Genomic DNA, 22,594 nt, shown 5'->3' with positions numbered 1-22,594 from the left:
ATAAGAATAGACTATGTACACCTTTTCAAACAAACTTAGAATAGGATCTTTCATTGCCATGGGGCTTGGAGTTATTTTCTTGGCAATCGGTTTTTTGTCAGCTCCATCAACAGTGGAAGAAGCCAAGGCCATGGTGGCAGCGCATGACGATGGACATGGCGGTGGACATGCAGAAGAAGCTGTGGTTAATGGAGAAGAACAAGGTCATGGCGCAGAGGTTTCGCATGGCGAAGAGCATGATGCTTCTCACGATACACATTTATTGCATCAGTTGCAAAACCGACCTTGGTCGGCACTTTATGTGGCTGCATTCTTTTTCTTTATGATAGCTTTGGGAGTATTGGCTTTTTACGCTATACAACGTGCCGCACAGGCTGGTTGGTCGCCATTGCTGTTCAGGGTAATGGAAGGAATAACAGCTTATTTGATCCCTGGCGGGATTATAGTGTTTGTAATCTTGCTTCTTTCTACCATGCACATGAACCATATGTTTGTGTGGATGGATGCAGAAACTGTGGCTCACGATAAATTATTACAAGGTAAAGCTGGATATTTGGATTCAACATTTTTCTTGATCAGGGCTGCTATTTTCTTGGGTGGATGGATTTTTTACCGTCAACATTCAAGAAAACTATCCTTGGCACAAGATGAGTCGGATGACAATAGCAACTTTGTAAAGAACTTTAGATGGTCAGCGGCATTCTTGGTATTCTATCTCATTTCCGAATCAATGATGTCTTGGGATTGGATTATGAGTTTGGACCCACATTGGTTCAGTACATTGTTTGGATGGTATTTATTTGCCAGTATGTTTGTATCGGGAATTACTGTAATCGCTATGGTAACGGTATACTTAAAATCAAAAGGATATTTGGAGCAGGTTAACAATAGCCATATTCATGATTTGGCCAAGTTCATGTTCGGAATAAGTATATTTTGGACGTATCTATGGTTTTCACAATTTATGCTTATTTGGTATGCTAATATACCCGAAGAGGTAACCTATTATATAGCTCGTTTTCAAGATTATCAATTACCATTCTTTGGAATGTTGGTGCTGAACTTTGTTTTCCCGTTATTGGTTCTTATGAACAGTGACTATAAAAGAGTGAACTGGTTTGTTATTATGACCGGTGTTGTGGTTCTTTTCGGCCATTATTTAGATATTTATAATATGGTTATGCCTGCAACAGTGGGTGACCAATGGTATATTGGTTTTCCTGAGATTGGCGGTATTTTGTTCTTTGGAGGATTATTTGTGTACTGGGTGTTTACTGCTTTGACAAAAGCCCCATTGCAGCCCAAACGAAATCCATTTATAGAGGAGAGTAGACATTTTCATTATTAATACGATTTAAGTCTTAGATAGATAAACGATGACTGCATTATTAACATTGACTGTTTTAGTATTGGTTGCGATTGCTATATGGCAGATGACCAAGATTTTTGAATTATCGCAAACTAAAACAGAGCGCTCGGAGATAGCGTCAGATTCTGACAATAAGTACAATGGCTATCTTTTGTTCATTTTCTTGATTTTTATTTACGGGATAACCATTTTTAGTTTTGCTAAATATGGAAAGATATTATTGCCTGATGCCTCATCTGAACATGGTACGGAATATGACCAATTGATGTTTGCGTCTATGGCCATTATTTTCTTTGTACAAACAATTACCCAAGCTCTATTACATTATTTTGGTTACAAATACAGAGGTAAAAAGGGGCAAAAAGCACTCTTTTTTGCGGATAACGATAAATTGGAATTTATCTGGACCATTATTCCTGTAATCGTATTGGCAGGTTTAATACTTTGGGGATTGTATGCATGGACCAATATCATGGATATCAACGAGGATGATGATCCATTGGTGGTAGAGCTTTACGCTCAACAATTTAGTTGGACTGCTAGATATGGAGGAGAAGATAATGTACTCGGTGATGCCAACGTACGATTGATTGATATTGCCAATGCCAATGTACTTGGATTGGATGAATCTGATCCTAATGCAGAGGATGATATCATAGTAAAAGAACTGCATTTGCCTGTAGGAAGAAAAGTAAACTTTAAAATGAGGTCTCAAGATGTATTGCACTCTGCTTACATGCCTCACTTTAGAGCGCAAATGAACTGTGTCCCTGGAATGATTACACAGTTTTCGTTTACGCCTACGGTAACCACGGAAGAAATGCGTTTGAATCCTGATGTAGTGGATAAGGTAAAACGAACCAACGCAATTAGGGCGCAAAGGGCTGCCGAAGGAAAACCCAACTCGGATCCATGGGAGTTTGATTATGTTTTGTTATGTAACAAGATATGTGGAAAATCACACTATAATATGCAGTTGAAGATTATAGTTGAAACCGAGGAGGAATACAATAATTGGCTTGCAGAACAAAAAACTTTCAAAGAAACTGTGATGGTTGATGAAACTGAAGAGCAAGCATTCAACACGGAAGAAGGTGTTGATATTGAGTTGGACGATACAGCCCAGGTAGACTAACAAAAATAGAATAACGAAAAAAAATTAATTGGAATATGTCTGAAGTAGCCCATGTAAGTCACGATGATCACCACGATGATCATGGACATCACCATAAGGAAACTTTCATCACAAAATATATTTTCAGTCAGGACCATAAGATGATATCCAAGCAATATCTGATTACTGGTCTTATTATGGGATTCATTGGTATAGCCATGTCAATATTGTTTAGAATGCAATTAGCTTGGCCAGGTGAATCTTTTGGAATTTTCGAAACGTTTTTGGGTAAATGGGCACCAGACGGTGTAATGGATGCCGATATCTATTTGGCATTGGTTACCATACATGGTACCCTTATGGTCTTTTTTGTACTTACACAGGGATTGAGTGGTACTTTTAGTAACCTTTTAATTCCATTGCAAATTGGAGCAAGAGATATGGCATCCGGATTTATGAACATGGTTTCATATTGGATGTTCTTCGTCTCATCAGTAATCATGATCATGTCATTGTTTGTAGAAGCAGGACCTGCAGCTGCTGGTTGGACTGTATATCCACCATTAAGTGCATTGCCAATGGCACAGCCTGGTTCAGGTATGGGTATGACCCTATGGTTAATATCCATGGCAATATTTATTGCGTCATCCTTGTTAGGTTCTTTAAATTATATCGTTACAGTTATAAACCTAAGAACAAAGGGAATGTCTATGACACGTTTGCCTTTGACCATATGGACATTTTTTGTTACAGCCATAATCGGTGTCGTCTCTTTTCCCGTACTACTTTCAGCTGCTTTGTTGCTGATAATGGATAGAAGTTTTGGTACATCATTCTTCTTGTCAGATATTTTTATCCAAGGAGAGGTTTTGCATTACCAAGGAGGTTCACCAGTACTTTATGAACACTTGTTTTGGTTTTTGGGACACCCTGAGGTTTATATAGTTATTTTGCCTGCTATGGGAATTGTTTCGGAGGTAATGGCCGTTAACGCCCGTAAGCCAATTTTTGGTTATAGAGCCATGATTGCCTCTGTTCTTGCAATTGCATTTTTATCTACTATAGTATGGGGTCACCATATGTTCGTATCCGGTATGAACCCATTTTTGGGATCGGTATTTACGTTTACAACACTTTTGATCGCCATACCATCTGCCGTTAAAGCATTTAACTGGATAACTACTTTGTGGAAAGGGAATTTACAACTCAACCCTGGTATGCTCTTTTCCATAGGAATGGTATCTACATTCATCACAGGAGGTCTTACTGGTATTATTTTAGGAGATAGTACTTTGGATATTAACGTTCACGACACTTATTTTGTAGTTGCTCACTTCCATTTGGTAATGGGTATCTCAGCATTGTATGGTATGTTCGCTGGTATTTACCATTGGTTCCCAAAAATGTTCCATGGAAGAATGATGAACAAGAACTTGGGCTATATCCATTTCTGGATTACGGCTGTATGTTCCTACGGTATATTTTTCCCTATGCACTTTGTGGGTATGGCAGGGGTTCCAAGACGATATTATGAAAATACGGCATTTCCAATGTTTGATGAGTTGACAAACGTTCAAGTATTGATGACAGTGTTCGCGATTATAGCTGCACTCACCCAATTGATTTTCGTTTACAACTTTATTTCCAGTATTTTTTATGGTAAAAAAGGACCCGTTAACCCATGGAATGCCAATACTTTGGAATGGACAACTCCACGTGAGCATATTCATGGAAATTGGCCGGGAGAAATTCCACATGTTTATCGTTGGTCTTACGATTATAGTAAAACATACGAGAATGGTGAGTATATTATTGCAGGGCAGGATTTTGTTCCACAAGACGTGCCACTTCAGGAGAACGAAGAAGAACTCAATCATTAAAAAGATTTATATTAGTGTAAAAACGCCCGTCCTTTTGGATGGGCTTTTTTTTTGGATTCCTTTTTGGGGTGAATTGTATATCTTTAAATAGTATTAGTCCTCTCTCAAAAGACAATCATGATGAAAAAGTCGCTTATAGTTTTACTTATCCTTTGTCCAATTATATCCATTGCACAACGAAAACCTAAACTAAAAGGTAGCCGAGTAGTGACGGAGATTACAGAAGAACTCCCTCCGTTCAACGCCATTGTTTTAAATGATGATCTTGAAATCAACCTTAATAAATCATTAGGCCCTGGATATCATCTTATCGCTGATGATAATTTGGTCGATGTTCTAAAATTTGATGTCAAGGACGGTACTTTGGTGATTAGCTCTTACTATAATATTACCGCTAAAAAAGAATTGAAGATTACTGTTAACTATACCGAACTCTTGGCAATCACTGTCAAAAATGGAAGTATAACTTCTCAAGATGTGATTGAATCAGATGAATTATTTATAGATGGTTTCAACAACACTAAGTTGGATATAAAAGCTAACGCAGCGGTTATGGATATCAACTTGGAAGATACCAGTAGGGGTGATTTTCATGTGGAGGTTGACTCTTTAAACGTTAACCTGAATCAAAGAGCTCAGGCCTATGTCTATGCACAAATTAATGCGGGAGTTTTGGATATGGAAGGGAGCTCAGCGTTGACAATGGAAGGTACTTCCGAAAGACTGCAGATCAATTTGTTGGAAGATGCCAAATACAGGGGTGAACTCATGCAAATAGGTTACTGTGAACTTGCCATTACAGGTAAGGCTAATGCAAGAGTACATGCATTTGGAGACTTAATTCTGAATGCTACAGAAGGTGCAAGTATTTACCTTTATGGTACACCTAAAATCATCATAAACGAGTTTTTGGATACTTCCCAACTTATTAAAAAACAAAACTGACAATTACTTTGAAATCGGGGCAGTTAGACAATGTTCGGGAATACCGAAACCATCCACCAACACTTCAATGTGAGGTCGTAGTTCCGTAGATAGCCTTTCCACTCGTTGTCGGATAGCTTTTGATTTTGTATTACCAATGTATCCTTGTTCCAAATACCATCTAGCATCCGAATTTATTTGATCAAGAGCGTAAAGGCAGCCTGTTTTCTCCATCAACGCTTTGTACTTTAAGTCCGATATATTTTCATATTTATCGCAAAAGATAGTGTAGGCCAGTTCCACGCTATAGGCTTTCCCTAAAGCCAATAAATGGGTCTGTACTTTAAGAAATGCTTGGTAGGACGGAATTCCTTTTTTCATGTAGTTACGGATACGCATCGCTAAGGTATAGGTCAGTCTTCTGGTCCTATAGCTAAATGCATGTTTATGGAATTTTGGATTGTACAAATGTTCCGCATCAACCTTATTGGAATATAAAGGGTTGATAGCCGTAAGCTTATCCGTAAGTTGAGTTTGTAAAAGTTTTAAAACCGATGCAAATCCGGCACTGTTGAACTCTGCCCTAAAATCGGAAAGAATACCTTTGGCCGCAAGTTGAAGCAATACGGTGTTGTCACCTTCAAAAGTGGTAAAAATATCTACATCGCCTTTAAGGTCTGCAATGCGGTTCTCCAATAAATACCCTTTACCACCGCAAGCTTCTCTGCATTCCTGAATTGTATCATTGGCAAACCAAGTAATGATTGATTTTAATCCAGCCACTTGGGTTTCAATTTTTCTTTTATCAGGTTGGGTATCATCGCTATAACGTTTCATTACCTCCTCTAAAGTAAAATGATACACATACGCCCCCGCAATTGCCGGGGTGAGCCTTAATTGATGCGTTGGGTAGTCCATGATAAGATCCTCCTGTACTTTCACATTGTCATTGAACTGTCTTCGGTTCAGTGCATATTTTACAGCAATGGCCAACGCCATTTTGCTGCCTCCAAGAGCACCACGAGCCACACAAATGCGTCCTCCAACCAAAGTGCCCAACATGGTAAAAAATCGTTTGTTCGGATTTTTAATGGGTGAATCATACGTACCATCTTCCAATATTTCACCGTATTTGTTCAAAAGATTTTCACGTGGGACCTTTACGTTGTGAAACCAGATTTTTCCGTTGTCCACTCCATTTAAACCTAATTTGTATCCGTTATCCTCAACTGTAACTCCTTCCAACTCTTCATGCTTTTCATTTCTCAACGGAACTAAAATGGCATGTACTCCTTCATTTTTACCGTTTACGATCAATTGGGCAAAAACCGTTGCTATTTTAGAATGCAGGGCATTGCCAATGTATTCTTTGTTATCGTTTTTTCCTGGTGTGTGAATAATAATGGAGTCAGATGATTTTTCATAGGTAGCCGTTGTTTTAATTCCTCTAACATTAGAACCGTGCCCAGTTTCTGTCATGGCAAAACAACCCAGTAGTTTCGTTGTTCCAGCATCGGTCAAATATTGGTCGTGATGCTTTTTTGTACCCAATTTTTGGATACTTCCGCCGAAAAGCCCAAACTGAACACCAAATTTTACGGCCAAACTGCCATCCACGAACATCAAGTGCTCAAAAATAGATGCATAAGCGGGCATATTTCCGGTGCCGCCATACTCCGTAGGGTATGCCATGGCGCCGTACCCCTTTTTGCCTAAAAGTTGTACTTGTTGTAAAATCCTATTTCTAAAATCTTCTTTCTTTCTAATAAGTTCCCAATCAAAATCGGGCTTGTCCAAAAAGTTCCTAAACCCGTCTATAACCTCAGCATGATTTCCTTTAAGGATTTCATCCAAAATTTTAGCATCATATTCATCGGAAGTTTTTTCTTGGACTACTTCCACATCAAACAGATGATTGTAATGATTTGGCTGTATTCCCAGATGAACCTCAATGTGTTTTAATTGTTCGTTCAGGTTGTTGGCACTCACTAATCGTTTACTAAGCGAGGAAAGGGGATAGGTGTCGCTCTCTATAAGTTTAGTGCGGGAATTGGTAATTGCTTGTCTCCAGTTTTTTATTTCATCATCAACAGGTGGCTGTTCTCTGACCAACCACTTTTGCAATTGCTTTTTTTCGTTTGAGGTAAGAGAGCTATCCTTCTCAATTGCTTTTTGAACAACCGAAATTTCTGAAGCAGAGAGTAGGTCATCGGACCAAATAACATAGAAAAAAGGGATGTATTGTAGAATTCCAACGGAATAACTTGTCGTAATCATATAGGGTTAAATTGACGTGTATAAAAACATATCTAAGTTAAGGTTTAGATATTTAAGAAGTGATGCTTAATGGTATTTTAGTAACTATGGCTTTAGGTGGTTTGTGTTTTCAACTATATTTGTTGAACCATGAACGAAAATTTAGATCCATCAGGCGAAAATCTGTCCCCAGAAGAATTTGATATTGAAAGGGCGCTTCGGCCCATTAGTTTTGATGATTTTACGGGACAGGCCAAAGTGCTCGAAAATTTAAAGATTTTCGTGCAGGCCGCCAATCTAAGGGGAGAGGCTTTAGATCATACCCTTTTTCACGGACCCCCGGGATTGGGAAAGACCACTCTGGCCCATATTTTGGCAAATGAACTTGGTGTTAATATCAAAGTTACTTCTGGGCCTGTTTTGGACAAACCAGGCGATTTAGCCGGACTTTTGACCAACTTGGAAGAGCGCGATGTTCTCTTTATAGATGAAATCCATAGATTAAGTCCAATCGTTGAAGAATACCTGTACTCTGCAATGGAGGATTATAAAATTGATATTATGATTGAATCGGGGCCCAATGCCCGAACCGTACAGATAAACTTAAGTCCCTTTACGTTGATAGGAGCTACTACAAGGTCTGGTTTGCTTACGGCACCCATGCGAGCCCGATTTGGCATTCAAAGCCGATTGCAATATTACCATACCGAACTATTGTCCACCATAGTTGAACGTAGTGCGGAAATCTTGAAGGTTCCAATTACAAACGATGCAGCGATAGAAATAGCAGGGCGGAGTAGGGGCACACCCAGAATATGCAATGCCTTATTGAGAAGGGTTCGCGATTTTGCGCAAATCAAGGGAAACGGGAAGATTGACCTTGAAATTTCCCAATTTGGGTTGAAGGCTTTAAATGTGGATACCCACGGATTGGATGAGATGGACAATAAAATACTGAGCACCATTATTGAAAAATTTAAAGGTGGTCCTGTTGGTATAACAACACTGGCTACAGCTGTATCTGAAAGTGCAGAAACCTTGGAAGAGGTGTACGAACCCTTTTTAATTCAACAAGGCTTTATAATGCGTACCCCAAGAGGCCGAGAAGTAACTGAACTTGCCTACAAACACTTAGGTAAAGTGCAAAGAGGTGGGCAGGAAGGATTGTTTTAAAAACTGGACTCAACTTCCCTAATTTGACAAAAAATTGTAATTTACACGTTTGTTGTGTTTTTCCGGAAAAATTTGTTTTTAAGGTGAAATACAACTGTTCCTAATTTGTTGTTTAATAGCCTCGACTTCCAGTTTAATTCATGTAGTTTGGTAAAGAGCGTGGTAACTGAAAAGATACATGGATACATCCAATTCAAAAGCAGTAGGAAAAATGATAAAGCAAGTACAAAAATTGTGTTTGCAATTAAGCATTTGTGTTTTTCTCATATTTGTGTTGGCATTTGCCATTGTGTTGGGGGGATTAGGCTATTTTGATGGACTTAATAATGAAACTTCCCCAATTCTAGATGATGTATACCATATGGATTACAATGTGTATAACTTGTCATCTTCTTCAAAAAATGAAGAAATCAAGTTAGGTTTTGAGATATTTAGAAATACATCGGTACATATAGGTCCCAAACAGAAAGACACTACAAGAATATTTGCAGGAAACAACCTTGCCTGTGCAAGTTGCCATATCGACGGAGGAACAAAACCTTATGCAGCACCCCTTATTGGTGTGGTAAAACGTTTTCCACAATTTAGAGGACGTGAGAATAAAATAGGTACCATCGAAGAACGAGTCAATGGGTGTATGGAGCGGAGCATGAATGGTAAGGTGATGCCGGAATCAGCCCTAGAAATGAAAGCATTGATTGCTTATATGGATTGGTTGGGCCGGACAGCACCATCAAACGGAAAAATTGAAGGGCAAGGATTTGTGAAAGTGGAGATACCGGAAAGAGCTGTTGATTTAGCACATGGAGAAACTGTGTTTATAAAACACTGCGTGCTTTGTCATGGTGCCGATGGGCAAGGACAAAGGCTGCCTGAGAATGATTTATATCTTTATCCACCTTTATGGGGAGATGATTCCTATAATAATGGAGCCGGAATGACCCGTGTGATTACTGCTGCTCAATTTATAAAAGGGAATATGCCCTTTGGTGCTACTTTTGATAATCCCATACTTACCGATGAGGAAGCTTATGACGTAGCAGGATACATCAATCAAAAAAATCGTCCAACAAAGCCTAATAGAGAAGTAGACTTTCCAGATTTGGCCAAAAAACCAGTTTCTACTCCTTACGGTCCTTATGTCGACCCTTTTACCGAGGAGCAACATCAGCTAGGACCGTTTCAACCTATAATTGATTATTACCAAGAGGAGTATGATATTATCAAAACAAAATAGTGTATCATTATTCTTCACGATCACGCCTGTGGTTGTAAACCTACATAATTGGGTAAAACTATAGCTATCTTAGCTTGGTGAAAACCAAAGAACATACACAATTGATTAAGGCCGAAGCCAAGCGTCTCGGATTTTTATCATGTGGCATTTCCAAAGCTGAATTTCTTGAAGAAGAAGCCCCTCGATTAGAAAAATGGCTCAACCAGAATATGCATGGTGAAATGCAGTACATGGAAAACCATTTTGACAAACGATTGGACCCAACGAAATTAGTGGAGGGTTCCCGGTCGGTTATTTCATTACTATTGAATTACTTTCCTTCCGAAGAGCAGAATTCTGATTCTTACAAAATCTCCAAATACGCATATGGAATGGATTATCACTTTGTGATAAAGGATAAACTAAAGGATTTGCTCCATTTCATTCAAGAAGAAATTGGTGAGGTACACGGAAGGGCTTTTGTGGATTCGGCTCCCGTATTAGATAAGGCTTGGGCGGCGAAAAGTGGCCTTGGATGGATTGGTAAGCACAGTAACTTACTTACCCAGCAAGTAGGTTCTTTTTATTTTGTGGCCGAACTTATAGTGGATTTAGCGCTCGAATACGATACTCCTGTAACCAATCATTGTGGCACTTGTACCGCCTGTATCGATGCTTGTCCCACGGAAGCCATTGTGGAGCCTTATAAAGTAGATGGAAGTAAATGCATATCCTACCTTACAATTGAACTAAAAAACGAGATTCCGAACGAGTTTCAAGGAAAACTGGATGAATGGATGTTTGGCTGTGATGTTTGTCAAGATGTTTGCCCTTGGAACCGTTTTTCCAAATCACATAGCGAGCCCCTGTTTAATCCAAATCCAGAACTTTTGTCGTTTACCAAGAAGGATTGGGAAGAAATTACGGAAGATGTTTTTAAAAAAGTTTTTAAAAAATCTGCGGTAAAAAGAACCAAATTCTCGGGTCTTAAACAAAACATTGAATTTCTGAGGAAAAAGAAATAGCTGTAGGTAAATTCAAAACAGTAAGCGTGTGCACACCCCAAGCAGAAAAAACATTATATTGAACAATGTTTTTGAATTAATTATATTTATGTAAGGATTTTTTTGAGGACCAGCTAAACCTAAAGAATGATTAAAATCAAAAAACCCAAATTAAGTTTTTGGCACATTTTTAATATGAATGTTGGATTTCTTGGGATTCAATATAGTTTTGGACTTCAACAAAGTGCGATTAACCCAATATTTCTCTTTTTGGGAGCCAAAGAGGAAATACTCCCAATTTTGAATATAGCAGGTCCTGTAACGGGATTAATAGTACAACCGATTATTGGTGCCATATCGGACAAAACATGGTCGCCAAGGTGGGGAAGGAGGAAACCTTTCTTTTTAATTGGTGCCATACTCGGAAGTTTGTGTCTATTTGCTTTTCCTTTAAGTCCGACTTTATGGTTCGCAGTGGGATTGTTGTGGATTTTGGATGTCGGGAACAACATGGCTATGGAACCATACCGTGCATTTGTGGGCGATAAACTGCCCGAATCTCAACTCAGTATTGGTTATCAAATGCAGAGCCTTTTTGTTGGGGCGGGTATACTTTTGGCCAACGCTTCCATTTTTTTGTTCCAAGACTGGTTCGGAGGAGGTCAAGAAGTAGAGGGAACTGTTCCTAAGTGGTTGTATTACTCCTTTTTCATAGGGTCATTTCTTTCCATTGCTACTATTTTGTGGTCGGTCTTAAAAACACCGGAAATTCCACCGACAGATGAGGAGCTACACGAAATCAATAAACATAAGGCTCTTTCTTTTGCGGAAAGGTTCAAGGTGCCGTTTAGGGAAATAGCACAAGCAATTAAGGAGATGCCCAAGTTTATGTGGAAACTCTCCGCAGTATATTTATTTCAATGGTACGCCCTTTTTGTATACTGGCAATTTATCACCCCTTTGTTTCGAGTGTCACTTGGTTTTGATACTTCAGAGGCTGCTGCCCAAGCAGCTAAAATGAGTACTACGTACAATGTTGTTACGGCGGTGGTTGCTTTAGTATTGGTTCCTCTTACATTAAAATATGGCGGAAAAAAGGTCTATGCGTTAAGCTTGTTCGGCACTGCAATGGCCCTGTTTGCAATACCTTATATCCAAGATCCGGTTTACGTATTGTTCCCTATGGTGCTGTTCGGTATTGGGTGGGCCGCAATGATGGGTATTCCCTATAGTATGGTTTCCAAAATTGTACCTCAAGAACGAAGAGGTGTATATATGGGTATATTAAATATGATGATCGTAATCCCAATGGGTATACAAACACTCACCTTTGGAGCTATTTTTAAAAACTTTTTAGGTGCAAATTCTGTAAACGCCATGCTCTTTGCAGCCGTGTTTTTTGCCATTGCAGCTATTTTGGCCATGCGCCTTAGTGTGACAAAAGCAAAGGAACAACATGCGTTGGATTCATAACTGATGGCATGGCAGTAGATTAGCTGACGTTATTTTTTTGATTCTTACTTTTGTCGAAATTTGATTTTATAGATGTTCTGATAAAACCGAGGAATACCCTAACTTTACGTCTTCATTTTAGATCATATGAGCAAGGAAAAACAACGTCGCGAAGCATTGCTATACCACGCAAAGCCACAACCAGGAAAAATAAAAATAGTACCAACAAAGCCTTATTCCACGCAAAGGGATTTGGCATTAGCATACTCCCCTGGGGTCGCGGAACCCTGTTTGGCGATTGAAAAGAACAAAGATGACGTATATAAGTATACCGCCAAAGGAAATATTGTTGCCATAATTTCCAATGGTACGGCAGTTTTGGGCTTGGGCAACATAGGCCCCGAAGCTTCAAAACCGGTAATGGAAGGTAAAAGTCTTCTATTTAAGATTTTTTCGGATATCGATGGCATTGACATAGAGCTTGATGCTACCGATGTTGATAAGTTTGTTGAGACAGTTAAAGCGATAGCTCCAACTTTTGGGGGTATCAACCTTGAGGATATTAAAGCTCCTGAAGCTTTTGAAATAGAACGTAGATTAAAAGAGGAGCTGGATATTCCAGTGATGCACGATGACCAGCACGGTACTGCAATAATATCGGCTGCGGCATTGTTGAATGCCTTGGAAATTGCCAACAAGAAAATTGAAGAGGTCAAAATTGTAGTGAGTGGAGCCGGTGCAGCAGCAGTTTCCTGTACGCGCTTGTACAAGGCCTTTGGAGCAAGATCTGAAAATATTGTCATGTTGGACAGTAAAGGCGTTATCCGTAGTGATAGAGAAAACCTTACTTCCCAGAAAAAGGAATTTGCAAGCGATAGAAAGATTGATACTTTAGAAGAAGCTATGAAAGATTCCGATGTGTTTATCGGACTATCCATTGCTAATGTTGTAACTCCAGAAATGCTCACTTCCATGGCGGAGAGCCCAATTGTCTTTGCAATGGCCAACCCAGACCCAGAAATTGAGTATGATTTGGCATGCAAGACAAGAAAAGATATTATAATGGCAACTGGCCGCTCCGATCACCCCAATCAAGTAAACAACGTGTTGGGTTTCCCTTTTATATTTAGGGGGGCGTTGGATGTACGGGCCACTAAAATAAACGAAGAGATGAAAATGGCTGCGGTTCGCGCGTTGGCCGAATTGACTCGTGAGCCAGTACCCGAGCAGGTGAACATAGCCTATGATGCCACAAGGCTGACTTTTGGCGGAAAGTATATCATTCCAAAACCCTTCGACCCTAGATTGATCACCAAAATTCCACCTGCAGTAGCAAAGGCCGCTATGGAAAGTGGAGTGGCTAGGTTACCAATACAAGATTGGGATCGTTATGAAGAAGAGTTGTATCTGAGATCTGGTAATGATAACAAAGTAGTTCGATTATTGCACAATAGGGCAAAGGTAAATCCTAAGCGTATTGTTTTTGCAGAAGCCGAATTGCTGGACGTGATGAAAGCTGCACAAATTGTGTATGATGAAGGAATTGCCACCCCAATTTTGTTAGGTGATAAGCAGACTATAGAGAATTTAAAGAAAGAACTGGATTTTGATGCAGAGGTGCCGATTATAGATCCCCGTTCCGATGAGTTTAGTGAAATAAGGTCTAAATATGCTTTGAGGTTATGGGAATTGAGAAAACGAAAAGGAGAGACTAAATATAGCGCTCGCGTTAATATGGGCAAACGGAACTATTTTGGTGCTATGATGCTCAAAGAGGGAGATGCCGATGGTATGATTTCCGGTTACTCCAGAGCATATCCAAAAGTATTGCGACCTGTATTTGAAGTTTTGGGAAGAGCGAAAAATGTAAAAAATGCCAGTACAGTGAACATTATGATCACAGATCGCGGTCCACTCTTTTTGGCAGATACCTCAATAAATATTGATCCCAATGCTGAAGAATTGGCTGAAATTGCCCAGATGACGGCCAATGTGGCCAAAACTTTTGGATTTAAACCAGTAATGGCACTACTTTCATATGCTAACTTCGGGTCCTCAAGTCATCCCAATGCACGAAAGGTCAGAGAAGCTGTTCAGATTCTTCATGAAAGAAATCCTGAACTGGTAGTAGATGGAGAGATTCAGACAGACTTTGCTTTAGACCCTGAATTGAGTAATAATAACTTTCCATTTTCTAAAATATCAGGAAAAAAAGTAAATACCTTAGTTTTTCCTAATTTAGAATCTGCCAACATTACGTATAAATTATTAAAAGGCCTTAACAATGCTGATTCCGTAGGGCCAATCATGGTTGGATTAACTCGTGCTGCACATATTTTGCAGTTGGGCGCCAGTGTAGATGAAATGGTCAATATGGCCGCCGTTGCTGTAATCGATGCCCAAGAACGAGAAAAAAGAAAGAAAGCAAAAATGCAAGGGAAATAACTAAAACGAATAGTTGATGATTGCCCATTTAAGAGGAAAACTTGTAGAGAAAACGCCAACATATGCCATAGTGGAATGTGGTGGCGTGGGTTATTTCTTAAACATTTCTTTGCATACTTTTTCCTTGCTTTCTGATGAGGAGAACATATTTATTTATACCGAATTATTGGTCAAGGAAGATTCTCATACCCTATTCGGTTTTGCTGAGAAATCGGAACGAGAAGTTTTTCGTTTATTGATTTCTGTATCTGGTGTTGGTGCAAGCACAGCGCGCACCATGTTATCTTCCTTGTCCCCTTCCGATGTAAGGGATGCCATTGCCAATGAGGATGTGCCAACAATCCAGTCAGTGAAAGGGATTGGCGCAAAGACGGCCCAGCGTGTAATCTTGGATTTAAAGGACAAGATTTTAAAAGTCTACGACATCGGTGAAGTTTCACAAAAATCAAACAATACAAATAAAGAAGAAGCGTTATCTGCTTTAGAGGTTCTTGGTTTTACCAGAAAGCAATCTGAAAAGGTGGTTGACAAGGTACTTTCCCAAGACACTTCGATAAGCGTAGAGAACATTATTAAACTGGCGCTGAAAAATTTGTAACTAGTTTGAAAAAAGGGGCAAAACCAATACTTAAACCAATACGTTTTAAGTACATTTTCTTTGTTGTTTGTTTGCTGTCCATATCCACAATAATGGCACAGGAAACCAACGAGCAGGCACAGGATTCTGTAAAGACAGGAGTTGAGCTTGGTCGCCTTATCATGGAAAACCCTGATAGCATTGTTGCAAAATATACCTACGATTCGGAAACGAACACTTATGTCTATACCGAAAGTATTGGCGATTTCAATGTCAACTATCCGGTAATTCTCACTCCTGAACAATACTACGATCTTGTTGAAAAGGAGCAAATGAAATCCTACTTCAAACAAAAAGCGGATGCCTATGCTGGAAAGAAGGAGGGCAGCGAGGAAGCTAGGAAAAATCTTTTGCCCAACTTTTATGTGAACAGTAACTTTTTTGAAACTATTTTTGGAGGAAGTACTATTGAGGTAATTCCACAAGGGTCCGTTGCTATGGACCTCGGTGTTTTATGGCAAAAAAATGATAATCCTGCACTATCACCAAGAAACAGAACAAACCTCTCTTTTGATTTTGATCAACGAATAAGTCTAAGTTTATTGGGGAAAGTGGGAGAACGACTTCAGGTAACCGCCAACTATGATACCGAAGCAACTTTCGATTTTCAGAACCTAGTAAAATTAGATTACACCCCAACGGAAGACGATATTCTCCGTAAGATAGAGGTGGGAAATGTAAGTATGCCTTTAAACAGTTCGCTCATTACTGGGGCGCAGAGCTTATTTGGTGTAAAAACACAGTTGCAATTTGGTAAAACTACCGTAACTGCAGTTTTTTCTGAACAACGCTCACAAAGTAATACGGTGGTGGCCCAAGGTGGAGGAACAGTAAATGAATTTTCGCTTACCGCATTGGATTATGATGAAGACCGTCACTTTTTTTTAGCGCATTATTTCCGTGATACGTATGACCGTGCCCTTGAATTTTATCCCTTTATTCAAAGTCAGGTGCAAATTACCCGACTAGAAGTTTGGGTGACCAATAGGAACCAACAAACACAAAATGTAAGAAATGTAGTGGCAATACAGGATCTTGGGGAAGCCATTTCCGACAATACCCGTATTGGAGCCAACAACGGGGATCCAGCTGGTTTTTTCAATGCATCGGCAGTGGCAACCGGGTTGCCTCAAAATGCTGCAAACGCTTATGACCCCAATCAAATTGGATCCGGAGCGCTTACGCAATCCATTCGAGATATTGCCACGGTAGAAGCAGGTTTTAATGTTCCTGGATATAACGTAAATCAAGGTTTTGACTACGCTATTTTGGAAAATGCCAGAAAGCTCGAACCAGGAAGGGATTATGAATTTGATTCGCAGTTGGGATACATTTCCTTGAGCCAAAGTCTGAGTAACGACGAGGTGCTTGGTGTTGCTTTTCAATATACCTATAATGGACAAGTATATCAAGTTGGTGAATTTGCCAATGGAGGTGTCGATGCAACATCAGTTTCTCTAGATTCCAGTTTTATCGAAAACAATTCATTGGTCTTAAAACTATTAAAGAGCAACATTACTAATGTGCAAGATCCTATTTGGGATCTGATGATGAAAAATATCTATTCGACCGGAGCCTATCAATTAAATCAAGAAGATTTTAAACTGAACATCCTATATTCCGATCCTACGCCAAGAAATTATATAACTCCTGTGGACCCCAATGCTAGTTGGCCAATAGGTTTGGAGGATCAAATATTGCTCAACGTGTTTAATTTGGACCGTTTGAACACTTATAATGATGTGCAAGCTGGAGGTGATGGATTTTTTGATTATGTGGAAGGAATCACTGTGGATTCACAATCTGGACGTATAATCTTTACAAAGACAGAACCGTTTGGAGAATATCTATTTGAAGTTTTAGGTGGCGGTGTGTATGATGTGGACAACGATCAGGGATATAACGCTAACCAAGCACGGTATGTGTTCCGGAATATGTATGCCAAGACCAAAGCAGCTTCTTTACAGGATGCCGAAAAGAATCGTTTCCAGATAAAAGGGCAGTACACTTCACAATCTGGCAATGGCATTCCAATTGGAGCTTTCAATGTGCCACAAGGTTCCGTAAACGTAACTGCTGGTGGTCGTCAATTACAAGAAGGAATCGATTATACGGTTAATTATCAAGCGGGAACAGTTCAATTATTGGACCCCAGTTTGGAAGCATCCAATACACCGATAAATATTTCTGTAGAAAATAATGCTGTGTTCGGTCAACAAACACGAAGGTTTGCAGGGGTAAATGTTGAGCATAAATTCAATGATAAATTTGTTTTGGGAGGGACCATGCTTAATTTGAATGAGCGACCACTTACCCAAAAATCTAACTATGGCATAGAGCCAGTGAACAATACCATTTTCGGTTTAAATGGAAATTTTAGCACCGAAATCCCTCTTTTGACTCGACTGGCAAATAAATTGCCGAACATTGATACGGATGTGCCCTCCAACCTGTCCTTGCGAGGCGAAGTAGCATTTTTAAGACCCAATTCACCAAAAAACGCAGATTTCGAAGGTGAAACCACAACTTATTTGGATGATTTTGAAGGCGCACAGGCTCTGATCGACATCCGTTCCTCATTGGGATGGACGTTGGCAAGTCCGCCCGTGGAATTTGTGGATGATAGAACAGGTATTGATGTGGGGCACGAGCGGGCAAAAATGGCCTGGTATACTATTGACCCCATTTTTTACACCAACCAAAGACCTTCTGGAATGTCTGACAACGATATTTCTTTGAACGCTACTCGTAGGGTTTTTATTGATGAAGTGTTTACCGAAACAGATATTGCACAAGGACAAACCCAAGTACAGAGTACTTTGGATGTAGTATACTATCCTAACCAAAAAGGACCATATAACGCCAACCCTAGTTTCGAGTCAGAAACCCCAGAAGCAAAATGGGCGGGTATTATGAGACCGTTAAGTAGTACCAATTTTGAGCAGTCCAACGTGGAGTTTGTTCAGTTTTGGGTCTTAGATCCGTATGTTGACGGTGAAACTACTGATTCCAATGCTGGAGAGTTGATCTTTAATTTGGGAAATATTTCTGAGGACATCTTAAAGGATGGAAGAAAGCAATACGAAAATGGACTGCCGGCAAGCACCAACAACGAAGTGCCAAGGGAAACTATTTGGGGACAAGTACCTTCCACACAATCTTTGGTATATGCCTTTGATGCTGATGAAACCAATAGGACTCTTCAAGATGTAGGGCTGGACGGATTGAATGATACTGCAGAAGCGGCCATTTATAACGGGCCAGCGGAAGATCCTGCTTTGGATAATTATCAATATTATTTAAACCGGGATGGAGGAATCCTAGAACGCTATTTGGACTTTAATAATACGCAAGGGAACTCTCCAGTTGCTGTTACCGATACCAATAGAGGTTCCACCACCTTGCCCGATGTTGAAGATATTGATAGGGATTTGACAATGAATACGGTGAATAGTTATTATGAATACCGAATCCAAATTAAACCCAATACCACTATAGATGATCAGTACGTAACCGATATCCGTGAAGGACAAACTCCAACATTGCCCAACGGTACCCAATTGAACCGAAGATGGATTCAATATAAAATTCCTTTGAGTGATTTTACCGATGCGGTCGGTGGAATTTCGGATTTTAGGTCCATTAGCTTTATGCGCATGTATCTTACTGGATTTACTAGTGATGTTTCCTTGCGTTTTGCAACTTTGGATTTGGTGCGTGGTGATTGGAGGACGTATACCAACTCTTTGCAGCCCGATGTGGACAATGACCCCTCGGATGATGCTACCGTAACCGATGTGAACACGGTTAACATTGAAGAAAACTATGGGAGACAGCCCATACCATATGTTTTGCCTCCTGGGGTGGTTCGTGAACAATTGAACAATAACAATACGATTATCCGACAAAATGAGCAATCGTTATCATTTGTGGTGGAAAATTTGGAACCTGAGGATTCCCGAGGAGTATTTAAAAATGTGAACATTGATGTGCGCCAGTACGAACGTTTAAAAATGTTCATGCATTCAGAAAAAATATTCAATGCAGATTATTCCGATAGCGATACGCCATTGGTCGGTTTCTTAAGGATTGGCACCGATTTTTCGGAAAACTTTTATCAGATAGAGTTGCCGCTTCAATTTACTTCGTTTGGAGCATCCTCGGCAGAAGAAGTTTGGCCGGATGTCAACGAGCTCGATGTGGCATTAAGTGATTTGAACAAAGTAAAATCAAAAGGGATTTCTGATCAGACCTTAAATGATATTAACTATTATGAGATTATAAATGGTGAGGCAGTTCTGGTGGATGAATTTGCTCCACGTACATTGGGTAGGGTTAGAATAGGGATTCGAGGAAACCCCTCTTTGGGCAGTATCCGTGGAATGATGGTTGGTATTAAAAATATTGATAATATTCCGGCCCGTGGAGAAGTGTGGTTCAATGAACTTCGCTTGGTTGGTCTTGAAAATAGTGGAGGATGGGCCGCAACTGCAGCTTTGGATGCTAACATGGCCGATTTTGCGAATGTAACGGCTACTGGGAGCAGGAGTACTTCGGGCTTTGGGTCTATAGATCAGACCCCGACCGAACGTGCTTTGGAAGATGCCATCTCCTATGATGTGGTGACAAATGTAAATGTGGGACAATTATTTCCAAAAAAGTGGAATTTGCAATTGCCGTTTAATTATGGGATTTCAGAAACCCTGATTACTCCAGAATATGACCCGGTATACGATGATCTAAAATTGGATGATAGGATTGCAGCTGCGGCAACAGCAGAGGAGGCCGAAACAATCAAAGAACAAGCAGAAGATTATACCAAGCGTACGAGTATTAATTTAATTGGTGTCAGAAAAAATAGAGGAGAAGAAGCAGAGGAAAATTTCTTCGATGTGGAAAATTTCACCTTTAATTACTCATACAACGAAACAGATCATCGGGATTTTGAGGTGGCCGAGCTTAGGGATCAAAATATTTCAACAGGATTTGTCTACAATCATAATTTTAAACCCGCACCTGTGGCACCATTCGCCAAAAAAGACTCAATGTTAACAGGTAAATATTGGCAGTGGTTAAAAGATCTGAACTTTAATGTATTGCCGACCAGCCTTTCCGTTAACACCAACTATAACCGTTCCTTTAACCAACAAAGGTACCGGGATGTCTTGGAGCCAGGAGTGGATGCGTTAGAACTTCCGTTACTGCAACAGCGTAATTATTTGTTTAATTGGCAATACGCGCTCAATTATAGTATTACCAAATCCTTGAGATTGAATTTAACCTCTTCCAATAATAATATAGTCCGTAATTATTTTAATGTGGACGATGACACCGACTCAGGAATAAATGAGGCACTTGATCTCTGGGATGGTTTTTTTGATATAGGAGAGCCCAATAGGCATGCCCAACAAATGCAGTTGAATTACGAGCTTCCTTTTAGTAAAATTCCTTTCCTCAACTTTATAAATGCACAATATACCTATACCAGTAATTTTGATTGGCAACGAGGAGGAGATGCATTGCGCGAGGTGGCCAATGAAGATATCAATGTGGTTCAGAATGCCAGCACCCACAATCTAACAGCGAATATGAGCATGCAGCGTTTTTATGACTTTTTGGGTCTAAAAAAGCGTAATGGCAAAGTAAATACCAATCAGCCTCCGGTAAGAAGGGACAAGGCCGGTAATCCTGTAAACGATACTGGCTCCAATGGTCCTCGCAAAACTAGCAAAGGGTTTAATACTTTAGTGGATATCATTACCATGGTAAAACGGGTGAATGTGAACTATAGTGAAAACAGGGGAACAGTGCTGCCCGGTTACACACAGTCAATCGGATTCATTGGAACAACCCGCCCAACCTTAGGTTTTGTTTTTGGAAGTCAATCCGACGTGCGTTTTGAAGCGGCCCGTAATGGTTGGTTGACCGGTTATCCCGAATACAGCACGCAGTTTATGCAAAATATGAACAAACAATTAAATATTACTGCAACTGCACAACCTACTCAGGATTTGACCATAGATTTAAGTGCCGATAGAAATTATATGAGTTCCTCCCAAGAAAGTTACAGTCCGGAAAAATGGATGAACGGTCAAGATGGATTGATCAATGAAATGGGGAACTTTAGTATTTCCACGGTAATGATTGGGACGGTGTTCAATAAAAGCGATGAATTTGATTCGGAAACATTTGAACAGTTCAAGCAAAACAGGATAACCATAGCTAATAGGTTGGTCTCCGATAGAGGAGAAAACTTAGGTGAACTGGATGAGGATGGGTTTCCGGAGCGTTATGGAAAAACCCAACAAGATGTATTACTGCCGGCTTTCTTTGCCGCCTATACAGGTCAAGATGTTGAACGAGTGAACATGGATGCCTTCAGGGATATCCCAATCCCAAACTGGAACCTTAAGTATACGGGGTTAATGAAGAACCGATGGTTTAAAAAGAAATTCAAGCGTTTTTCCTTGAGCCATGGATATCGTGCGGCATATAGTGTCAACTCCTTTCAGACGAATTTGGAGCGCCAGAACACTACTTTTGATTCGGAAAATGGAGACTTGCTGCCTAGTACCCTTATTAATAATGTAGTGCTTACCGATGAGTTTAGTCCTTTAATGCGGGTGGATTTCGAAATGCAAAATTCGTTTAGTTTCTTGGCCGAAGTGAGGACAAGTAGAACTTTGTCCCTTAGTTTTGATAACAATCTTTTGACAGAGATTAATGGAAATGAATTTACATTGGGACTTGGGTATCGCTTTAAAGATGTAAACTTTGTGACCAATATTGGTGGTGAAAAAACACGTTTAAAAGGAGATTTAAACCTTAAAGCAGATCTTTCACTTAGAGATAATATAACCATTATCCGTAATTTGGATATCGATAACAATCAAATTACCTCCGGTCAAAAATTAATGTCCGTAAAGTTCACGGCCGACTATGCTTTAAGCAAAAGTTTAAATGCGTTGTTCTTTTACGACCATTCTTTTTCGGAATTTGCAGTCTCCACCGCATTTCCGCAGACGACAATTAATGCCGGCTTTACACTGAGGTATAACTTTGGTAACTAATTCACTTTTCTTTTTTTGTCAAAAAGTTTCTTTGAAAAGCTTTCAGCGATCCAT

At 39.8% G+C, this 22,594-nt stretch carries 12 protein-coding genes; 11 read left to right on the top strand and 1 reads right to left on the bottom strand.

What is annotated here, in order from left to right; translation table 11 throughout:
• The first annotated feature begins 13 nt into the window (after positions 1 to 13).
• The 4 genes from MWU56_RS08775 (at position 14) to MWU56_RS08760 (ending at position 5,308) form a co-directional block, all read left to right on the top strand.
• Positions 14 to 1,348 (top strand): quinol:cytochrome C oxidoreductase, encoded by a 1,335-nt coding sequence (locus MWU56_RS08775; protein ID WP_247043792.1) that lies wholly within the window; start codon positions 14 to 16, stop codon positions 1,346 to 1,348.
• A gap of 28 nt (positions 1,349 to 1,376) precedes the next feature.
• Positions 1,377 to 2,504: a cytochrome c oxidase subunit II gene (locus MWU56_RS08770; RefSeq protein ID WP_247043790.1), complete on the top strand. Its 1,128-nt coding sequence runs from the start codon at positions 1,377 to 1,379 to the stop codon at positions 2,502 to 2,504.
• Positions 2,505 to 2,539: 35 nt separating this feature from the next.
• A complete protein-coding gene (locus MWU56_RS08765) occupies positions 2,540 to 4,363 on the top strand; it encodes a cbb3-type cytochrome c oxidase subunit I (RefSeq protein WP_247043788.1) in 1,824 nt (607 codons plus the stop codon).
• A gap of 117 nt (positions 4,364 to 4,480) precedes the next feature.
• Complete coding sequence (locus tag MWU56_RS08760; protein ID WP_247043786.1) at positions 4,481 to 5,308, top strand: GIN domain-containing protein; 828 nt, start codon at positions 4,481 to 4,483, stop codon at positions 5,306 to 5,308.
• 3 nt (positions 5,309 to 5,311) lie between these two features.
• On the opposite strand, the gene MWU56_RS08755 is transcribed toward MWU56_RS08760, so the two are convergent.
• Positions 5,312 to 7,564, bottom strand: a complete 2,253-nt coding sequence (locus MWU56_RS08755) for an acyl-CoA dehydrogenase (RefSeq protein WP_247043784.1) — start codon at positions 7,562 to 7,564, stop codon at positions 5,312 to 5,314.
• Between the two features lie 129 nt (positions 7,565 to 7,693).
• Here MWU56_RS08755 and ruvB point away from each other — a divergent pair, with 129 nt between their 5' ends.
• From ruvB to sprA, 7 genes are all read left to right on the top strand, one after another.
• The gene (ruvB, locus tag MWU56_RS08750) at positions 7,694 to 8,716 is read left to right on the top strand and encodes a Holliday junction branch migration DNA helicase RuvB (RefSeq protein WP_247043782.1); all 1,023 of its coding nucleotides are present in this window, start codon (positions 7,694 to 7,696) and stop codon (positions 8,714 to 8,716) included.
• Positions 8,717 to 8,894: 178 nt separating this feature from the next.
• The gene (locus MWU56_RS08745; protein ID WP_247043780.1) at positions 8,895 to 9,953 is read left to right on the top strand and encodes a c-type cytochrome; all 1,059 of its coding nucleotides are present in this window, start codon (positions 8,895 to 8,897) and stop codon (positions 9,951 to 9,953) included.
• Positions 9,954 to 10,030: 77 nt separating this feature from the next.
• A complete protein-coding gene (gene queG / locus MWU56_RS08740; RefSeq protein WP_410548932.1) occupies positions 10,031 to 10,957 on the top strand; it encodes a tRNA epoxyqueuosine(34) reductase QueG in 927 nt (308 codons plus the stop codon).
• Between the two features lie 126 nt (positions 10,958 to 11,083).
• Positions 11,084 to 12,409, top strand: a complete 1,326-nt coding sequence (locus MWU56_RS08735) for an MFS transporter (RefSeq protein ID WP_262917813.1) — start codon at positions 11,084 to 11,086, stop codon at positions 12,407 to 12,409.
• 126 nt (positions 12,410 to 12,535) lie between these two features.
• Positions 12,536 to 14,833 (top strand): NADP-dependent malic enzyme, encoded by a 2,298-nt coding sequence (locus tag MWU56_RS08730; protein ID WP_247043776.1) that lies wholly within the window; start codon positions 12,536 to 12,538, stop codon positions 14,831 to 14,833.
• Between the two features lie 16 nt (positions 14,834 to 14,849).
• Positions 14,850 to 15,431, top strand: a complete 582-nt coding sequence (ruvA, locus tag MWU56_RS08725) for a Holliday junction branch migration protein RuvA (RefSeq protein ID WP_247043774.1) — start codon at positions 14,850 to 14,852, stop codon at positions 15,429 to 15,431.
• Positions 15,432 to 15,436: 5 nt separating this feature from the next.
• Positions 15,437 to 22,540, top strand: coding sequence for a cell surface protein SprA (sprA, locus tag MWU56_RS08720; protein WP_410548931.1), 7,104 nt, complete (start codon positions 15,437 to 15,439; stop codon positions 22,538 to 22,540).
• The last annotated feature ends 54 nt before the right edge of the window (positions 22,541 to 22,594 follow it).

The organism is Allomuricauda sp. F6463D (assembly GCF_023015965.1).
GTDB lineage: Bacteria > Bacteroidota > Bacteroidia > Flavobacteriales > Flavobacteriaceae > Flagellimonas.
Note: the sequence above shows the minus strand (reverse complement) of the source record. Positions and strands in the feature narration are given on the sequence as shown.